Consider the following 15,958-nt stretch of genomic DNA (forward strand, 5'->3'; position numbering starts at 1 on the left):
GCACTAACGCGCAGGCATTAGACGGTCAGTTCCGTCAGCACCTGCGGCATGGCTTCGAGCAGTTCGCTGGCCAGGAAGCTCAGCGGCCCCTTCGAGGATGAAAGCCTGTCCCCGGCGGCAGCATGGAGGTAGGTGCCCCAGCAGGCCGCCTGGTCCGGTGTTGCCCCGCGGGCCAGGAATCCGGCCACGGCACCGGCCAGGACGTCTCCGCTTCCGGAAGTGGCCAATCCGGGGTTGCCGGCCGGAACCTCCCAGGCACGCCCGTCCGGGGCGGTGATCCGTCCTCTGCTGGTGACCACGGCACCGTACAGGCGCGCTATTTCCAGGGCAGCGGCGTCGGCGTCGGCGACTTCATCCGTGTCCAGCAACCGTGCGGCTTCTGTGCGGTTCGGAGTCAGCACCAGTCTGCCGGAGAGCACTTCCCGAAGCTCCGGCAGGCCCGGGAGCACGCCCAGGGCGTAGGCGTCCAGAACCACGGATGTGTCCTCCGGGATGCCGGAGCGGATGCCGCGCAGCAGGTCCGCGGTGTCCGCGGCGTTGTCCAGGCCCGGACCCACCACCAGCACGTCCGCGGTTTTAAGGTCTGCACCGAGTGCGTTGGCGGCAGCGCTCCCGTCGATGCGCAGGCCTTTCTCCGGAAGGCCCACGGTGCCGCACTCAGGCAGTGAGACGGCCGAGGCTACGGCAGCGCCTTCGGCCACGGCGAGGGTGAGCCGGCCGGCGCCGGCACGCAGCGCCGTCCGGCCGGTGAGGATTGCGGCACCGGGCGTCCGCCGCGCTCCGCCCACTACCAGCACGGTGCCCCTGTCGTCCTTGCCGTCGGCGTCACGGGAGACCTGCCAGGAGCGCAGCAGTGCCGGGGTGACCAGGTCAGCGCGGATGGACATTTTCATCTCCTGCATGCTCGGTGACCGGGGCGCCGCCCGCGGCGAGGTGGTCCACCCCGTTGAAGTCCGCAACGGTCCAGAAACCGGTACCCGAGGGACGCACCAGCCGGGTGATTGAACCGTTCCGGACGCTGGCGGAGAAGGCGATGTCCAGCAGTTCCGCTTCCAGGAGTCCTTCACAGACGTAACGCAGGAGCAGGATCACGGCGTCGTGGCAGACCACTGCCACCCGGCGACCGTCTTCGACGTCGTCCAGGTCCCGCAGCAGCGAGCGCAGCCGGAGGGCCACGTCTGCCCAGGATTCACCGCCCGGCGGACGGTAGGCGAACTTGCCCAGCCACTGCTTGCGTTCGGCTTCGGCGGGATACCGGGCAGCGACTCCGCGGGGGGTCAGCAGGTCCAGGATCCCCAGTTCACGGTCCCGCAGGCGTTCATCCACCCGGAAGGGGGACATCCCGGCGAGTTCGGCAGTCTGCCGGGCCCGCAAATACGGCGAACACCAGACTGACTCCGGCCGCTCCCCAGCGGGCAGGGACGCCAGCCAGGCGCCCAGAGCCACCGCCTGCCGCTCACCGTCGGAGCTCAGCGGCACGTCCGGGTCCCGGAGCCCGACGTCGATCACCTCGGCTCCGGTTTCCTGGGCCCGGGTCGCCGCGACGTTGCCGGCGCTCTCGCCGTGGCGGATGAGGATCAGCTCGATTGCACCCATCGTCCGACTCTACTCCCGCCCCTGCCGGGCCTAGGCATGCGACGACGGCGCCGCGGCCCGTTCGTCGGCTTTCCCGCCGTTGCGTACCGTGAACGTGAGCAGCAGGGCCAGTGCGGCGAAGACGGCGAGCAGGGTCAGGCCCACAAAGTAGCTTGAATTCTCGGCGTCGTAGGTTGCTCCCATGACCAGCGGCGGGAAGTATCCGCCCAGTCCGCCGGCGGCGGCGATGATCCCGCCGACGGTACCCACGTCCTTCGGAGGGGTCACCCGTCCCACCCAGGCGAAAACGCCGCCGGTCCCCAGCCCCAGGAACACGGCCATCAGCAGGAACGCCGTGCCGTACACCCGCTCCTGGCTGGGCTGGAAGGCCACCACCATGGCCAGCACCACGGTCCCCGCGAATGACACGAGGGTAACGATCCGGGGCCCGATTTTGTCCGCTATCGTGCCGCCGACGGGCCGGGCAATCACCGCGGCGACGGCGAAGCCTGCGGTGCGCGTTCCGGCGTCGGTGGCATCCCAGTCATAGACGTTGCCGAGATAGGTGGGCAGGTAGTTGGAGAACGCGACGAACGCGCCGAAGACAATACCGTAGAGGAAACACAGCTGCCAGGTTGCCTTATGGGTGAACGCGTGCCGAATCTTGGGCAGCGTCGGCTCGGTGGGCCGGCTCCAGGCCGGTGACTCCCGCAGTACCAGCCAGCTGATTCCGGCCATCAGGGCAACCACTCCGGCAATGATCAGGTGCGCATTGAAATACCCGACGCCGGCAACCAGCCGGGGCGTGAAGAACGCGGACACGGCGGTGCCGACCATTCCGGCACCGAAGACGCCCGTGGCGAAGCCCTTGCGGCTGCGGTCGTACCAGGCGGAGCAGAACGGAATGCCAATCGCGAAGACCGTACCGGCAATGCCAAGGAAAAACGCGACGATGATGAGCAGCGCGTAGCTTCCCGATTCACCCGCCAGTGCGGTCAGCAGGACCAGCGGCGCCGTGGTGCCCAGGACCAGCGTGAACATGCGTCTGCCGCCGTAGCGGTCGGTCCAGGCACCCACGGGAATCCGGGCCAGGGAACCCACCAGGATGGGCATGGCCACCAGGATGGAAGCCTGGGAAGGATTCAGGTCCAGTGTCTGGGTATAGCGGGCAGAGAGCGGACCGATGACGGTCCATGCCCAGAAGCCCACGGTGGAGGCCGCGGTGGCCGTGATCAGGTTCAGCAGCTGCCCGGATTTCAGCTCCGGGACGGCCGGTGCGGATGGTGCCGATGCCATGGCTGTCCTCTCGCGGAGTCCTTTATTGCCGGGGAATTCCCCTGCGGTCCCGGTCCGGCGTGCCGACCGGCGCCCAACCGCGGCGCGGCGGCACGGACCCCGGTGCCTTCCGCTTACCGCGGGAGCGGTAGACGATGTACGGGCGGAAGATGTACTGCAGCGGAGCGGTGAAGGCGTGCACCAGCCTGGTGAACGGCCAGATCGCGAACAGGGCCAGGCCCCACAGGGTATGGATCTTGAAAGACAGGCTCGCGGCGGTCATCTCGGCGATGTCCGGCTGGAAGATGAAGATGGACCGGAACCAGGGCGAAACGGTCTCACGGTAGTCAGTGATATTCCGGTCAAACACGGAGATGAGGGTTGTGGCCAGCCCGGCGAACAGGGCGGCTACCAGCACGATGTACATCAGCTTGTCATTCCGGGTGGTGGCCATGAACACCGGCCCCGTGGTCCGGCGCCGGTAGATCAGCATCACGATCCCCACCATGGTGCCGATCCCGGCGACGAGCCCGATCCCCAGCGCCATCGCATGGTACAGCCCCTCGGAGATCCCAACGTCCTTTGTCCAGGCCTGGGGAATCACCAGTCCGATGAAATGCCCGGCGACAACTGCCAGGATCCCAAAGTGGAACAACGGAGAAGCAATGCGCAGGATCCGGGCCTCATAGAGCTGCGAGGACCGGGTGGTCCAGCCGAACTGGTCGTACCGGTACCGCCAGACGGAACCCAGTACCAGTACGGCGATGACCACGTAGGGCAGCACTCCCCAGAGCATGACGTCCCCCAGAGTGACCTGCACGTTCTCCGGCGGTGCCACGTCCCGGGGCATAACGGCCTGGATCATCACGGGTTCCTCTCAGAGAGCGGCAGCAGCCGGGAACTGTAAGGTTCCAGGCCCACGCTTTCGGTGGGCGGGCCGTAACCGGCCGTGCGCATCACCGTCTGCGCGTCCTCGGGCGAGACACCGGGCAGGGTGGAACAGACCAGGGCCAGGGCATGGTGCCAGGGCAGGCCGGCGTCGCGCAGCGCCAGCCGCAGCAGTTCCACGGAGGGACGGTAGCGCTGCAGCAGTTCATAGCCGTCGGCAGGTGAGACCCTGGCCGCGAACTCCAGGACCAGCGGAAGGTAGTCCGGCAGTTCCGTTCCCTCGGGCAGCAGTCCGTGTTCCCGGTAGACCTCCTTGAAGGCGGCGAGCGCTTCGCCGCGGCGGCGGGTATCGCCGTCGGTCCAGTAGGTCAGGTGCAGGCTGTGGCGTTTGGACAGGTCGAATTCCTGGACGTATTCGCTTTGGACCTCCGTCAGCGGCCGGTCCGTGAACCACGCCAGGAACTCCTCCATGCCTTCGGTAAGCGCACCCTCCTCAGCCAGCGCCGCGCGCAGCAGAGGCAGGGATGCCAGCAGGTCCTCGTCCGGGTACTGGAGCAGCAGCGAGGCGACCTGGCGCACGACGGCGCTGCGCCGGGGGTTGCTGTCCGCATACGCTTCGGGGGCCAGGGTGCCCTTGCCGGGTTTGCCCAGCAGCTTCTCCAGCAGGCTCATGTCCGTTCACCGCCGCCGGTTTGGCCGGGCGGGAAGAGTCCCTGCGGCGAACCCCGTCCGTCCCAGTTGAGCAGGTTGACCCGGCCCGCCATGTCCCGGTTTCCGGCCGGGTCGTCGCCGCGCTGCCGTGCCTCCAGCGCGGCGAAGTTCTCCACGGCCACGGGCATCGGCCGTCCGGACGCTTCACCGAACACTCCCGTCTGGCCCATGCCCGGACCGCCGTCGGTGTCCAGGGAACAGCCGATTTCCTCCAGGTTGTGCGCGTCCTCGAGGTGGGCGCTGGGAATCACGTACCGTTCCTCGTATTTCGCCACTGCCATCAGCCGGTACATCCGCACGATGGACTCCCCGGTCATCCCGACGCCGGCGGCGATCGATTCGTCCGGCGCGTCGCCCAGGGTGATGGCCCGCATGTAGGCACGCATCGCTGCGAGCTTGCGCAGCACTGCGGTCACCAGGTCCGTGTCCCCGGCGGTGAAGAGTTCCGCAAGGTACTCAACCGGAATGCGCAGGGCCTCAATGGCGCCGAACAGGTTCCGGGCGTCCTCGCCGTCGTGCCCCTGGTCCTTGAGCACGTCCACAATCGGGGACAGCGGCGGCACATACCAGACCATCGGCATGGTCCGGTACTCAGGGTGCAGCGGCAGCGCCACCCGCAGCTCCTTCGCCAGCGCGTACACCGGTGACCGGCGTGCCGCGTCCAGCCAGTCCTCCGGGATGCCCTCTGCCCGGGCGGCGGCAATAACCTCCGGATCATTCGGATCCATCATCAGGTCCAGCTGCGCTTCGTAGAGGTCCTGCTCGTTGGGGGTGGCCGCTGCCTCGGTGACGCGGTCGGCGTCGTACAGGAAGATCCCGATGTACCGCAGCCGGCCCACACAGGTTTCAGCGCACACGGTGGGCAGACCAACCTCGATCCGCGGATAACAGAACGTGCACTTCTCCGCCTTGCCGGAGCGGTGGTTGAAGTACATCTTCTTGTATGGGCAGCCGGTGACGCATTGCCGCCAACCGCGGCAGCGGTCCTGGTCCACCAGGACAATTCCGTCTTCCTCCCGCTTGTAGATTGCGCCGGAGGGGCAGGAGGCCATGCAGGACGGGTTGAGGCAGTGCTCGCAGATCCGCGGCAGGTAGAACATGAAGGTCTGGTCGAACTCGAACTTCACCTTGTCCTCGGCATCGCGGCGAAGCTTCTCCACCACGGGATCCTGCCTCGCGGTTTCCGGAGCACCGCCCAGGCTGTCATCCCAGTTGGCCGACCACTGGATCTTCATGTTGTCCCCGGTGATCAGGGACTTGGGCCGCGCCACCGGGAAATCGTTGCCGGCCGGTGCCTGGATCAGGTTCTCGTAATCGTAGGTCCAGGGCTCGTAGTAGTCGCTGAGCTCAGGCTGCACCGGAGAGGCAAACAGGCCAAAGAGCTTTGCTGCCCGCCCGCCGGACTTCAGTTTCAGGTTGCCGCGCCGGTTCAGTTCCCACCCGCCGCGCCATTGCTCCTGGTCCTCCCAGCGCCGGGGATATCCCTGCCCCGGCCGGGTTTCAACGTTGTTGAACCACACGTATTCGGTGCCGGCCCGGTTGGTCCAGGCCTGTTTGCACGTGACCGAACAGGTGTGGCAGCCAATGCACTTGTCCAGCGCCATGACCATCGCCGTCTGCGCCATGATCCTCATCAGTAGCTCACCTCCTGCGAGCGCCGGCGGACCACGGAAACAATGTCCCGCTGGTTGCCCGTGGGGCCCAGGTAGTTGAAGGCCCAGGACAGCTGGGCATAGCCGCCGACCATGTGGCTGGGTTTGACCAGGATCCGCGTGACCGAGTTGTGGATGCCGCCGCGCCGCCCGGTGGCCTCGGACTTCGGGGTATCGATGATGCGTTCCTGGGCGTGGTGCACGTAGACCACCCCGGCGGGCATGCGGCTGGAGACGATGGCCCGGCCAACAAGCACGCCGTTGGTGTTTACGCACTCCACCCAGTCGTTGTCCGCCACCTGGATCAGCTCCGCGTCCTGCGGACTCATCCACACCGCGGTGCCGCCCCGGGAAAGTGAGAGCATGAACAGGTTGTCCTGGTACTCGGAATGGATGGACCACTTGTTGTGCGGAGTCAGGTACCGCACTGCAACGGACAGTTCGCCCCGGGTGCCCAGCTTGGGCTCACCGAAGAGCCGGTGCATGTCAAGCGGCGGCCGGAACACCGGCAGCGCCTCGCCCATGTCCCGGATCCAGTCATGATCCAGGAAGAAATGCATCCGCCCAGTGAGCGTATGGAACGGCTTGAGCCGTTCAATGTTGATGGTGAACGGGGCGTAGCGCCGGCCGCCGGACTCCGAACCGGACCACTCCGGGGAGGTGATCACCGGCGTCGGACGGTCCTGGGTGTCGCGGAAGGTGATGAGCTTGTCCTCGGCGCCGGCGGCCAGGTCTGCCAGCGACGTGCCCGTGCGCTGTTCCAGGGTCTCGAAACCCTGGACGGCCAGTTCGCCGTTGGTGGTGCCGGAGAAGAGCAGGATGGCCTCCGCCATCCGGGCGTCGGTGTCCACTGCGGGCCTGCCGCGGGCAGCACCGGAGTCGAACACCCCGTGTTTCTGCGCCAGCTGCCGCACCTGTTTATCCACCCTGTAGGTGACGTGCTTGGTGGTGAATCCCAGCTTTTCGGCCAGCGGGCCCAGGGCAACAAACTTGTCTCCCACGGCCGGATAGTCGCGCTCGACGACGGCGAGGGTTGGCATGTTCTTCCCCGGCACCGCCGGGATGTCCGTGTTCTTCCAATCCGGGGCATGGCCGCCGGGCTGCGCGATTTCCCCCGGGGTGTCGTGGGTGAGCGCGGTTGCCACCAGGTCCTTGCGGACCCCCAGGTGCACCGCGGCCTGGCGGGAGAACTCCGCGGAGAGCAGGCGGAACAGTTCGAAGTCCGACTTCGACTCCCACGGCGGCGCAATGGCAGGGGTGAACGCGTGGACGTAGGGATGCATGTCGGTGGAGGAGAGGTCGTATTTTTCGTACCAGGTGGCGGCCGGGAAAACGACGTCGGAGAGCAGGGTGGAGCTGGTCATCCGGAAGTCCGCGGAGACCAGCAGGTCGAGTTTGCCCTGGGGTGCTTCCTCGCGCCACACCACGTCTTTGGGCCGGGCATCGCCGTGGTCGGTGCCCAGCACGTTGTTCAGCGTGCCCAGCAGGTGCTTCTGGAAGTACTCCTCGCCCTTCGCGGAGGAGCCCAGCAGGTTGGAACGCCACAGGATGAGGGTCCGCGGCCAGTTCTCCGGTGCGTCAATGTCCTCCACCGCGAAGCGCAGCCGACCGTCCTTCAGGCGGTCTGCCACCCAGCGTGCCGGGGTGCCGGCTTCGCCGCGTTCGACGCCGGCCGCGGCCTCATCTGCAACGTCCAGGGAATTCTTCGCATCAAACTGCGGGAAGAACGGCATCCAGCCCATCCGGGTGGACTTGGCAATCACGTCAGCGGAGTGCATGCCGCGCAGGTGGCCTTCCGCCAGCGGGGACTGCACCCCGTCCGTGGAGTAGCCGTCGGACCGGAACTGGTCCGTGTGCATGTACCAGAACGCGGTGCCGATCATGAAGCGCGGCGGCCGGTTCCAGTCCCCGGCGGAGGCCATGGCGGCCCACCCCGTGATGGGGCGGCATTTCTCCTGCCCCACATAGTGCGCCCAGCCGCCGCCGTTGCGTCCCTCGCACCCGGTGAGCATCAGCATTGCCAGGATGGCCCGGTAGGTGACGTCCCCGTGGTACCACTGGCAGATCCCGGCGCCCAGGATGATCATGGACCGGCCTCGGGACTTCTCCGCGTTCGCCGCGAAGTCCCGGGCGGTGCGGATCACCGCGGAGGGTTGAACGGAAGTCAGTTCCTCCTGCCACGCCGGAGTGCAGGCGGTGGCGGCGTCGTCGTATCCGGCCGCCCAGTCCCCCGGCAGGCCGTCCCGTCCCACCCCGTACTGCGCCAGCATCAGGTCGAAGACCGTGGTGACCTTCCATCCGGCTACGTCCGCGGCCGGAACGCCGCGGTGCACCACGCTGCCGGTGCCGGAGGGATCCGAAAACACGGGCAGGTCAACACCCGATGTTTCTCCCGCCCATCCGGCAGTGTCCGCAAGCGACAGCGAGGGCACTACCCCCTGCAGGTCGAGGTTCCACTTGCCGGCGTCGTCGTCGTTGTAGCGGAAGCCCAGGGAACCGTTCGGCACCACCGGAGCTCCGCTGAACCGGTCCACCAGGACGGTCTTGAAGGCGGCGTCCGCCGCCTGCGCGCTCTCTCCGCCAAGGTCCCGTGCGGTCAGGAACTTGCCCGGAACGGTGGTGCCGCCCGGCCCGTCCACCAGGGTGACGAGGAACGGCAGGTCCGTGTACTGCAGCACGTAGTCCTCAAATAACGGCACGCGCCGGTCCACGAAGTTCTCCTTCAGGATCACGTGCCCCATGGCCATCGCCATCGCCGCATCGGACCCGGCCTGGACCGGCAGCCACTCGTCGGCGAACTTGGTGTTGTCCGCATAGTCCGGGCTCACGGAGACCACCTTGGTGCCGCGGTAGCGCCCTTCCACCATCCAGTGCGCGTCCGGCGTGCGGGTCACCGGTATGTTGGAGCCCCACATCATCAGGTAGGTCGCGTCCCACCAGTCCCCTGACTCCGGTACATCCGTCTGGTCGCCGAAGACCTGCGGGGAGGCCACCGGAAGGTCCGCGTACCAGTCGTAGAAGCTGTTCATCACCCCGCCGATCAGGTTGATGAACCGGGCCCCGGCAGCATGGGAAACCATGGACATGGCCGGGATCGGGGAGAACCCGGTGCAGCGGTCCGGGCCAAAGTTCTTGATCGTGCAAACGTGCGCCGCCGCCGTCATCTCCAGTGCTTCCTGCCAGCTGGAGCGCACGAGCCCGCCCTTGCCCCGCGCCTGCTGCCAGGTGCGGCGCTTCGCGGGATCGTCCACCAGCGCTTCCCAGGCCAGCACCGGATCTCCGCCGGACGAACGTTTGGCTTCCCGGTACATTTCCAGCAGCACCCCCCTGATGTAGGGGTAGCGCACCCGGGTGGGCGAATAGGTGTACCAGGAGAACGCGGCGCCGCGCGGGCAGCCGCGGGGTTCGTACTCGGGCCGGTCCGGGCCCACCGTGGGGTAGTCGGTTTCCTGCGCTTCCCAGGTGATGATCCCGTCCTTGACGTAGACCTTCCAGGAGCAGGAACCGGTGCAGTTCACCCCGTGGGTGGAGCGGACCACCTTGTCATGGCTCCACCGGTTCCGGTAGAACGCATCACCTTTCCGCCCGCCTTCACGGAAGACTGCACGGCGGTCGGCCGTCTCATCCCAGCGGGTGAAGAACCTGCCGAGTTTTAGGAGTGCGTCGGAAGCGGGGCCGTCTGTCCCCGTCACGGAGCTGGAAGCCATTTACTCAAGCTACGCGCCGCCTCCCGGGGCGGACAGCATGCTGATGGATTCCCGTTCCGGGCGGGCGAAGAAGCCGCCCCCGGCGTCCCCTCGGACCGGGTTTTACTGCCGCGATAAACTCGATGCGTGAGCACACAACTTCCCGAGCAGGTCTCTGACATCTTCGATCCCATGCAGTGGAGGGTGGTTGGCGGCTTCGACGACTTCACTGACATGACCTACCACCGCCAGGTGGAGCGCGACGCCGACGGCGCCGTCGTGCGCGACCTGCCCACGGTACGGATCGCCTTCAACCGCCCCGAGGTTCGCAACGCGTTCCGTCCGGGCACCGTGGACGAGCTCTACCGCGCCATGGACCATGCGCGGATGACCCCGGACGTTGCCACCGTCCTGCTCACCGGAAACGGCCCCTCGCCCAAGGACGGCGGGCATTCGTTCTGTTCCGGTGGAGACCAGCGGATCCGCGGCCGGGACGGGTACCGGTACGCCGATGGGGAGACCCGGGAAACCATTGATCCGGCACGCGCCGGCCGGCTGCACATCCTGGAAGTACAGCGGCTGATGCGGACCATGCCCAAGGTGGTCATCGCCGTCGTGAACGGCTGGGCTGCCGGCGGCGGGCACAGCCTGCACGTGGTCTCGGACCTGACCATCGCCTCCCGCCAGCACGGAAAGTTCAAGCAGACCGACGCCACCGTGGGCAGCTTCGACGCAGGCTACGGCTCAGCCCTGCTGGCCCGTCAGATCGGCCAGAAGCGGGCGCGGGAGATCTTCTTCCTGGCCCGCGAATACTCTGCCGAGGACATGGTGGCCATGGGCGCCGTCAACGAAGCGGTGGACCATGACAACCTGGAGAAGACGGCCCTCGAATATGCCGCGGACATCGCCCGGCAGTCCCCGCAGGCCATCCGCATGCTCAAGTTCGCCTTCAACCTGGCCGACGACGGCCTGGCCGGCCAGCAGGTCTTCGCCGGTGAAGCCACCCGGCTGGCGTACATGACGGATGAGGCGGTGGAAGGCAAGGAAGCGTTCCTGGCGAAACGGGACCCGGACTGGTCCAACTTCCCCTACTACTTCTAGGACGTCATGGAACTGCTGCCCGTCCACACGCCGTCCGGTTTCAACGCCGGGGACCTGCTGCCTCCGCTTGCCGCGGCGCTGGCCGGGGAAGGCCCCGCCGTTGCCCCGCATGCGGATCCCGCGCAGACCTTCACCGGCGAACTGCCCAATGACGACGTCGCACTGGTGATCAGCACCTCCGGGTCCACCGGGACACCCAAGCAGACCATGCTCAGCACCGATGCCCTGGCGGCCTCCTCCATGGCCACCGCCATGCACCTGGGCCAGGACGGCCAGTGGCTGCTGGCCCTGCCGGTGCACTACATTGCCGGCGTGCAGGTGCTGGTGAGGTCGCTCTACGCCGGAACCGAACCGGTGCTTCTGGATACAAGCGGGCCCTTCAGCCCCGAAGCGTTCACCTCCGCCGCGCAGGCCATGACCGACCGGACCCGGCTCACCTCCCTGGTTCCCACCCAGCTGCATCGCCTGCTCACCGATCCGGCACCGGACACACTGTCGGTGCTGCGGAGGTTCGACACCATCCTGCTCGGCGGCGCGGCTGCCAGTCCGGCCCTGTTGGCGCAGGCGAAGGACTCCGGCCTTCAGGTGGTGCGCACCTACGGCATGAGCGAGACCGCCGGAGGCTGCGTGTACGACGGCGTTCCGCTTCCCGGCGTCGAGGTGCAGGAGGACCAGGGCCGGCTCTGGATCGCCGGCGACATGCTGGCCGAAGGCTACCTTGGCGCTCCCGAACTGAGCGCCGAGAGGTTTCCCTTCCGTTCCGGGAAGCGCTGGTTCCGCACTGATGACACCGGTTCGGTGTCCGGGGACGGCACCGTCTCGGTGACAGGCCGGCTCGACGACGTGATCGTCACCGGAGGCGTGAAGGTCTCTGGCGCGGCAGTAGCGGCTGCCGCCGAACAGCTTCCCGAGGTGCACCAGGCGGTGGCCATGGGACTCGATGACCTGGAGTGGGGCGCTGTCGTGGGAATCGTCGTCGTCGGTTCCGTGGACACGGGCCGGCTGCGCAGCGCTGTCCGCTCCGCACTCGGAGCCCCCGCAGTACCCAAGGTAGTGGTTGAGCTGGAGCGGCTGCCCCTGCTGCCGGGCGGCAAGACCGACCGGCTGGCCGTACGCCAGCTGCTGGCCGCCGCCCGCGGTTAGGCCACCTCCCCCTCTCCCCCATCGAGATAGCAGAAAGTGCACGTCTCAGCGCTGAGACGTGCAGTTTCTGCTATCTCGGCGCGCGGCGGACGGCGTTTTCGCGCTCCCGGCGGCGGTGCGGGAGAATGAAGCTGGTGCCGGCAGGAAGACCTCCTGGCGGTGAGCATCAGCCCAAGATAGCCAAACGATGAAGGAATTGACTGTGGCCACAGCGGCGCAATGGTTCGAGGGGGCACGCCCCCGGACACTTCCGATGGCGGTTGCTCCGGTGATTATCGGCTCCGCTGCGGCGTTCGACCTGGGCGGCTTCCGCTGGCTCAATGCAGTTCTCGCCGCTGTGGTGGCAGTCCTGCTGCAGGTGGGCGTCAACTACGCCAACGACTACTCCGACGGCGTGCGCGGCACCGATGACAACCGCGTTGGCCCGCTGCGGCTCACCGGTTCCGGTGCGGCACCGGCCAAATCGGTGAAGTACGCCGCGTTCCTGGCCTTCGGCCTGGCCATGGCGGCCGGACTCGCCCTGGTGGTCCTCTCCCAGGCATGGTTCCTGCTGCTTGTCGGAGTGGGCTGTATTGCCGCTGCCTGGGGTTATACCGGCGGCCGCAACCCGTACGGGTACCTCGGCCTCGGCGACGTTTTTGTCTTTGTGTTCTTCGGCCTCGTGGCGACGCTGGGCACCACCTACACACAGGCCGGCACCGTCAACGGCGCCGCCTGGGTGGGCGCCGTCTCCACCGGTCTGATTGCCACGGCGCTGCTGATGGCCAACAACGTGCGGGACATTCCCACAGACCGGGAGTCCGGCAAACGAACCCTTGCGGTCCGCCTCGGCGACGAAGCCGCCCGGATCAGCTACGTGATGATGCTGGCGCTGGCCCTGCTTCTGCCGCTGCTGCTGGTGGGCGATTACCCGTGGGTGCTGCTCGTCCTGCTGCTGCTCCCCGCCTGCCTGATGCCGGGCTGGCTGATGCTCAAGGGCAAGAAGCGCCGCAGCCTGATTCCGGTGCTCAAGCAGACCGGGCTGATCAACCTCGGCTTCAGCATTGTGTACGGGCTGTCCCTGGTACTGACGCGGGTGCTGGCCTAGCTTCAGCCGAGGCATGAGAGACCTGGAAACACACCGGGGTCCATTGATGAACGCCCCTGCCGAGCGGACTCTCCCTGCAGCACCCGTGCCTGCTTTCGCAGTGCCCGCCCCTCCCTCCTTCTACTCCAACTTTCCTCCCCCCGCAGACGGTGCACAGCGTTGGCCCTCCTCAGCCATGCCCTCGACCCGGATGATGCACCGCAGTGCGTACCTACCCGTGAGTAGAACCTGGGGCACCCCCACGTAGATCCTGTTGGAAGGCCCGTAGCTGCTACGCATGCCTCCAGTGCACGCGGATTCTTAGCCTGATCCAGCCGCAGCCGGAAGCATCCGTTTCTTCCGACCTGACTGGGGGCATACGCCAGCTCGGGGCTGTCGGTCTGCGCACATACCATCCGACAGGACAGGGGGTCTCACCATGACTCTGCAACATTCTCTTCGCCGTAAAACCCATCAACAGCTTCACCCGGTCAGTACCGCAAGCCCGGAACTGCCCGTCAGCCCCGCGGAATCAACCTCTGAATTCGACGTGGCGGTTGTCGGCATGGGCTACGTGGGCCTGCCAACGTCCCTCGCGCTCCGCGAGGCCGGTTACCGGGTGCTCGGTGTGGACGTCAGCGAAGAGCGGCTGCAGACCATCCGCGAACTGCGCGCGGACCTGCTCGCCGAAGACCGCGGACGCCTTTCCCGTGCCCTGGCCGACCCCGACTTCGCGCTCACCGCCGATTCCGCCCTCCTGGCCCGGGCCTCGGCTGTGATTATCGCCGTCCCGACCCCGGTGGATGAATACCTCGTGCCCGAACTGGGCATACTTCGCGGCGCCTGCAGAACCGTGGTGGAACACGCGGTAGCCGGCCAGCTGCTGATCCTGACCTCTACCACCTATGTGGGCAGCACTTTCGACATGCTGGCTGCTCCATTGCGGGCACGCGGACTTGAACCGGGCACGGATGTGTATGTCGCCTTTAGCCCCGAGCGGATTAATCCGGGTGTAAGCGACTTCAGCCAGGAGCAGGTCCCCCGCGTCGTGGGCGGCGTCACTGAAGCCTGCGGCCGGCGCGCCGAGGCGCTGCTCGGCAAGTACGTGCCAAAGGTCCACGCCGTTCCGACGGCAGAGGCCGCTGAAATGACCAAACTGCTGGAGAACACCTTTCGGGCAGTGAATATTGCCCTCGCCAACGAGTTCTCCACTATCTGCACCACGCTGGGCATATCCGTCATGGATGTCATCGACGCTGCGGACACTAAGCCCTTCGGCTTCATGCGCTTCGTGCCCGGGCCCGGCGTCGGCGGCCACTGCATCCCGTGCGATCCGCATTACCTGCTGTGGCAGCTGCGGAGCAAAAGAATAACGGCTCCCGTCATTGAACAGGCGATGCAGAACATTGCGTCCCGTCCGCGCGAGGTGGTGGGCCGTGCCCGCAAGATCCTGTCCGACAGGTTCCGGGGACTCGCCGGTGCCCGGGTGCTGCTCGCCGGGGTGGCCTATAAGCCCGACGTCGAGGACGTCCGTGAATCCCCCGCCTTGGAAATCCTGGCTGGCCTGGAAGCCGAGGGCGCAACGGTCGGCTACGTTGACCCGCTGATCGGCAGCATCCGTGTCAACGGAGCAACCCTGGAAGCGCTCAAGGATCCGGGAACCTTTGAACCGGACCTCGTCATCGTGCACACCGCGCATACCCAGTTCAACCTCGATTGGCTGGCCGCCGTACCGGCCGTTCTCGACACGACCTACAAACTCCCGGCAGCCGCAAACACGATCCAGCTCTAGCCCGCACCCAACGCTTAAACCCCTAAGGACTCGATTACATGAAGACCGCTATCACCGGAGGCGCCGGGTTCATCGGCAGCCACCTCACTGAGTATCTGCTCGCAGCCGGAGATGACGTTGTTGTCCTGGATGACCTTTCCACCGGCTCCCTGAACAACCTCCGCGGGGCCTTGGACAGTCCGCGGTTCCGGTTTGTCGAGGGGAGCATCCTGGACCGGGGCGCCGTTGACAGCGTGATCTCCGGTTCTGACCGTGTGTTCCACCTGGCCGCTGCCGTCGGCGTGAAGCTCATCGTGGAAGATCCGCTGACCAGCCTGCGCACCAACATCCACGGCACGGAAGTGGTGCTGGACTCTACGCTGGCCGCCGGCGCCGTCCTGGTCCTGGCCTCTACCTCCGAGGTGTACGGCAAAAACACCTCCGATGCCCTCACGGAGGAGTCCGACCGCGTCCTCGGGTCGCCGCTGAAGTCGCGGTGGACCTATGCGGCGGCCAAGGGCATCGATGAGGCCTTCGCCTATGCCTACTGGAAGGAATACGGCATGGAAGCTGCGATTGTCCGCCTGTTCAACACGGTGGGCCCGCGGCAGACCGGCCGGTATGGCATGGTAGTTCCCAATCTGGTGGGCCAGGCGCTGCGGGGCGAACCGCTCACAGTTTTCGGCGACGGACGCCAGACCCGCTGCTTCTCCTACGTTGGGGACATCGTGCCCGCGCTGGTGCGTATCGCCGAGACTCCCGCTGCCTACGGTCAGGCGTTCAACCTCGGCGGCACCCAGGAAGTGTCGATCCTTGACTTCGCCCATCGCGTAGTGGAACTGCTGGAGAGCAAAAGCAGCATTACCCTCATCCCCTACGACCAGGCGTACGCCCCCGGGTATGAGGATATGCGGCGCCGGGTTCCCGACAACACCAAGGCCCGCGAGCTGGTTGGGTTCAACCCGGCCACGACCATAGACGAAATCATCGCCAATGTGGCCGAGGGCGGTCAGCAGCTGCCCGCCTACCTGCCTGCCTCCTCGGAATTGGCTGGAGCCTAGGCCCGCAGCCAGGCTTCGCCGGCCTTCCC

General features: G+C 66.8%; 12 protein-coding genes. 5 read left to right on the forward strand and 7 right to left on the reverse strand.

The window, feature by feature from the left end; genetic code table 11:
- Positions 1-17: 17 nt before the first annotated feature.
- The 7 genes from ITX31_RS08060 to ITX31_RS08090 are packed head-to-tail and all read right to left on the reverse strand — an operon-like array spanning position 18 to position 9,808.
- Positions 18-887: an NAD(P)H-hydrate dehydratase gene (locus ITX31_RS08060; RefSeq protein ID WP_194782900.1), complete on the reverse strand. Its 870-nt coding sequence runs from the start codon at positions 885-887 to the stop codon at positions 18-20.
- Positions 871-1,596, reverse strand: a complete 726-nt coding sequence (locus ITX31_RS08065; RefSeq protein WP_194782901.1) for a histidine phosphatase family protein — start codon at positions 1,594-1,596, stop codon at positions 871-873. Before ITX31_RS08065 ends, ITX31_RS08060 begins: the two co-directional genes overlap by 17 nt.
- A gap of 30 nt (positions 1,597-1,626) precedes the next feature.
- Positions 1,627-2,871 (reverse strand): nitrate/nitrite transporter, encoded by a 1,245-nt coding sequence (locus tag ITX31_RS08070; protein WP_194782902.1) that lies wholly within the window; start codon positions 2,869-2,871, stop codon positions 1,627-1,629.
- A 22-nt stretch (positions 2,872-2,893) separates the two neighbouring features.
- Positions 2,894-3,700, reverse strand: coding sequence for a respiratory nitrate reductase subunit gamma (gene narI, locus ITX31_RS08075; protein WP_194783572.1), 807 nt, complete (start codon positions 3,698-3,700; stop codon positions 2,894-2,896).
- 14 nt (positions 3,701-3,714) lie between these two features.
- Entirely contained in the window at positions 3,715-4,410 is a 696-nt protein-coding gene (narJ, locus tag ITX31_RS08080) for a nitrate reductase molybdenum cofactor assembly chaperone (RefSeq protein WP_194782903.1), read from the reverse strand.
- Complete coding sequence (narH, locus tag ITX31_RS08085) at positions 4,407-6,083, reverse strand: nitrate reductase subunit beta (RefSeq protein ID WP_194782904.1); 1,677 nt, start codon at positions 6,081-6,083, stop codon at positions 4,407-4,409. The genes narJ and narH overlap by 4 nt, the downstream gene beginning before the upstream one ends.
- On the reverse strand, positions 6,083-9,808 hold the full coding sequence (locus ITX31_RS08090) for a nitrate reductase subunit alpha (protein ID WP_194782905.1): 3,726 nt from the start codon (positions 9,806-9,808) through the stop codon (positions 6,083-6,085). Before ITX31_RS08090 ends, narH begins: the two co-directional genes overlap by 1 nt.
- A gap of 126 nt (positions 9,809-9,934) precedes the next feature.
- On the opposite strand from ITX31_RS08090, the gene ITX31_RS08095 reads away from it, so the two are divergent.
- The 5 genes from ITX31_RS08095 to ITX31_RS08115 all read left to right on the forward strand — a co-directional run bounded on the left by ITX31_RS08095 (position 9,935) and on the right by ITX31_RS08115 (position 15,929).
- Complete coding sequence (locus ITX31_RS08095; RefSeq protein WP_194782906.1) at positions 9,935-10,888, forward strand: 1,4-dihydroxy-2-naphthoyl-CoA synthase; 954 nt, start codon at positions 9,935-9,937, stop codon at positions 10,886-10,888.
- Positions 10,889-10,894: 6 nt separating this feature from the next.
- Positions 10,895-12,031 carry an AMP-binding protein gene (locus ITX31_RS08100; protein ID WP_194782907.1) on the forward strand — a complete coding sequence of 379 codons (1,137 nt, stop codon included), beginning with the start codon at positions 10,895-10,897 and terminating at the stop codon, positions 12,029-12,031.
- Between the two features lie 202 nt (positions 12,032-12,233).
- Complete coding sequence (locus ITX31_RS08105; RefSeq protein ID WP_194782908.1) at positions 12,234-13,118, forward strand: 1,4-dihydroxy-2-naphthoate polyprenyltransferase; 885 nt, start codon at positions 12,234-12,236, stop codon at positions 13,116-13,118.
- 418 nt (positions 13,119-13,536) lie between these two features.
- Positions 13,537-14,889 carry a nucleotide sugar dehydrogenase gene (locus ITX31_RS08110; RefSeq protein ID WP_194782909.1) on the forward strand — a complete coding sequence of 451 codons (1,353 nt, stop codon included), beginning with the start codon at positions 13,537-13,539 and terminating at the stop codon, positions 14,887-14,889.
- 38 nt (positions 14,890-14,927) lie between these two features.
- Positions 14,928-15,929 (forward strand): dTDP-glucose 4,6-dehydratase, encoded by a 1,002-nt coding sequence (locus ITX31_RS08115; protein WP_194782910.1) that lies wholly within the window; start codon positions 14,928-14,930, stop codon positions 15,927-15,929.
- Positions 15,930-15,958: the final 29 nt, after the last annotated feature.

This window comes from Arthrobacter gandavensis (assembly GCF_015355785.1).
In the GTDB taxonomy this organism is placed as follows: domain Bacteria; phylum Actinomycetota; class Actinomycetes; order Actinomycetales; family Micrococcaceae; genus Arthrobacter_B; species Arthrobacter_B gandavensis_A.

Excerpts from the sequence above, each read along its gene's own strand:
- ITX31_RS08060 (WP_194782900.1), bottom strand. The coding sequence starts at position 887 with ATGTCCATCCGCGCTGACCTGGTCACCCCGGCACTGCTGCGCTCCTGG.
- ITX31_RS08065 (WP_194782901.1), bottom strand. The coding sequence starts at position 1,596 with ATGGGTGCAATCGAGCTGATCCTCATCCGCCACGGCGAGAGCGCCGGC.
- ITX31_RS08070 (WP_194782902.1), bottom strand. The coding sequence starts at position 2,871 with ATGGCATCGGCACCATCCGCACCGGCCGTCCCGGAGCTGAAATCCGGG.
- narI (WP_194783572.1), bottom strand. The coding sequence starts at position 3,700 with ATGCCCCGGGACGTGGCACCGCCGGAGAACGTGCAGGTCACTCTGGGG.
- narJ (WP_194782903.1), bottom strand. The coding sequence starts at position 4,410 with ATGAGCCTGCTGGAGAAGCTGCTGGGCAAACCCGGCAAGGGCACCCTG.
- narH (WP_194782904.1), bottom strand. The coding sequence starts at position 6,083 with ATGAGGATCATGGCGCAGACGGCGATGGTCATGGCGCTGGACAAGTGC.
- ITX31_RS08090 (WP_194782905.1), bottom strand. The coding sequence starts at position 9,808 with ATGGCTTCCAGCTCCGTGACGGGGACAGACGGCCCCGCTTCCGACGCA.
- ITX31_RS08100 (WP_194782907.1), top strand. The coding sequence starts at position 10,895 with ATGGAACTGCTGCCCGTCCACACGCCGTCCGGTTTCAACGCCGGGGAC.
- ITX31_RS08110 (WP_194782909.1), top strand. The coding sequence starts at position 13,537 with ATGACTCTGCAACATTCTCTTCGCCGTAAAACCCATCAACAGCTTCAC.
- ITX31_RS08115 (WP_194782910.1), top strand. The coding sequence starts at position 14,928 with ATGAAGACCGCTATCACCGGAGGCGCCGGGTTCATCGGCAGCCACCTC.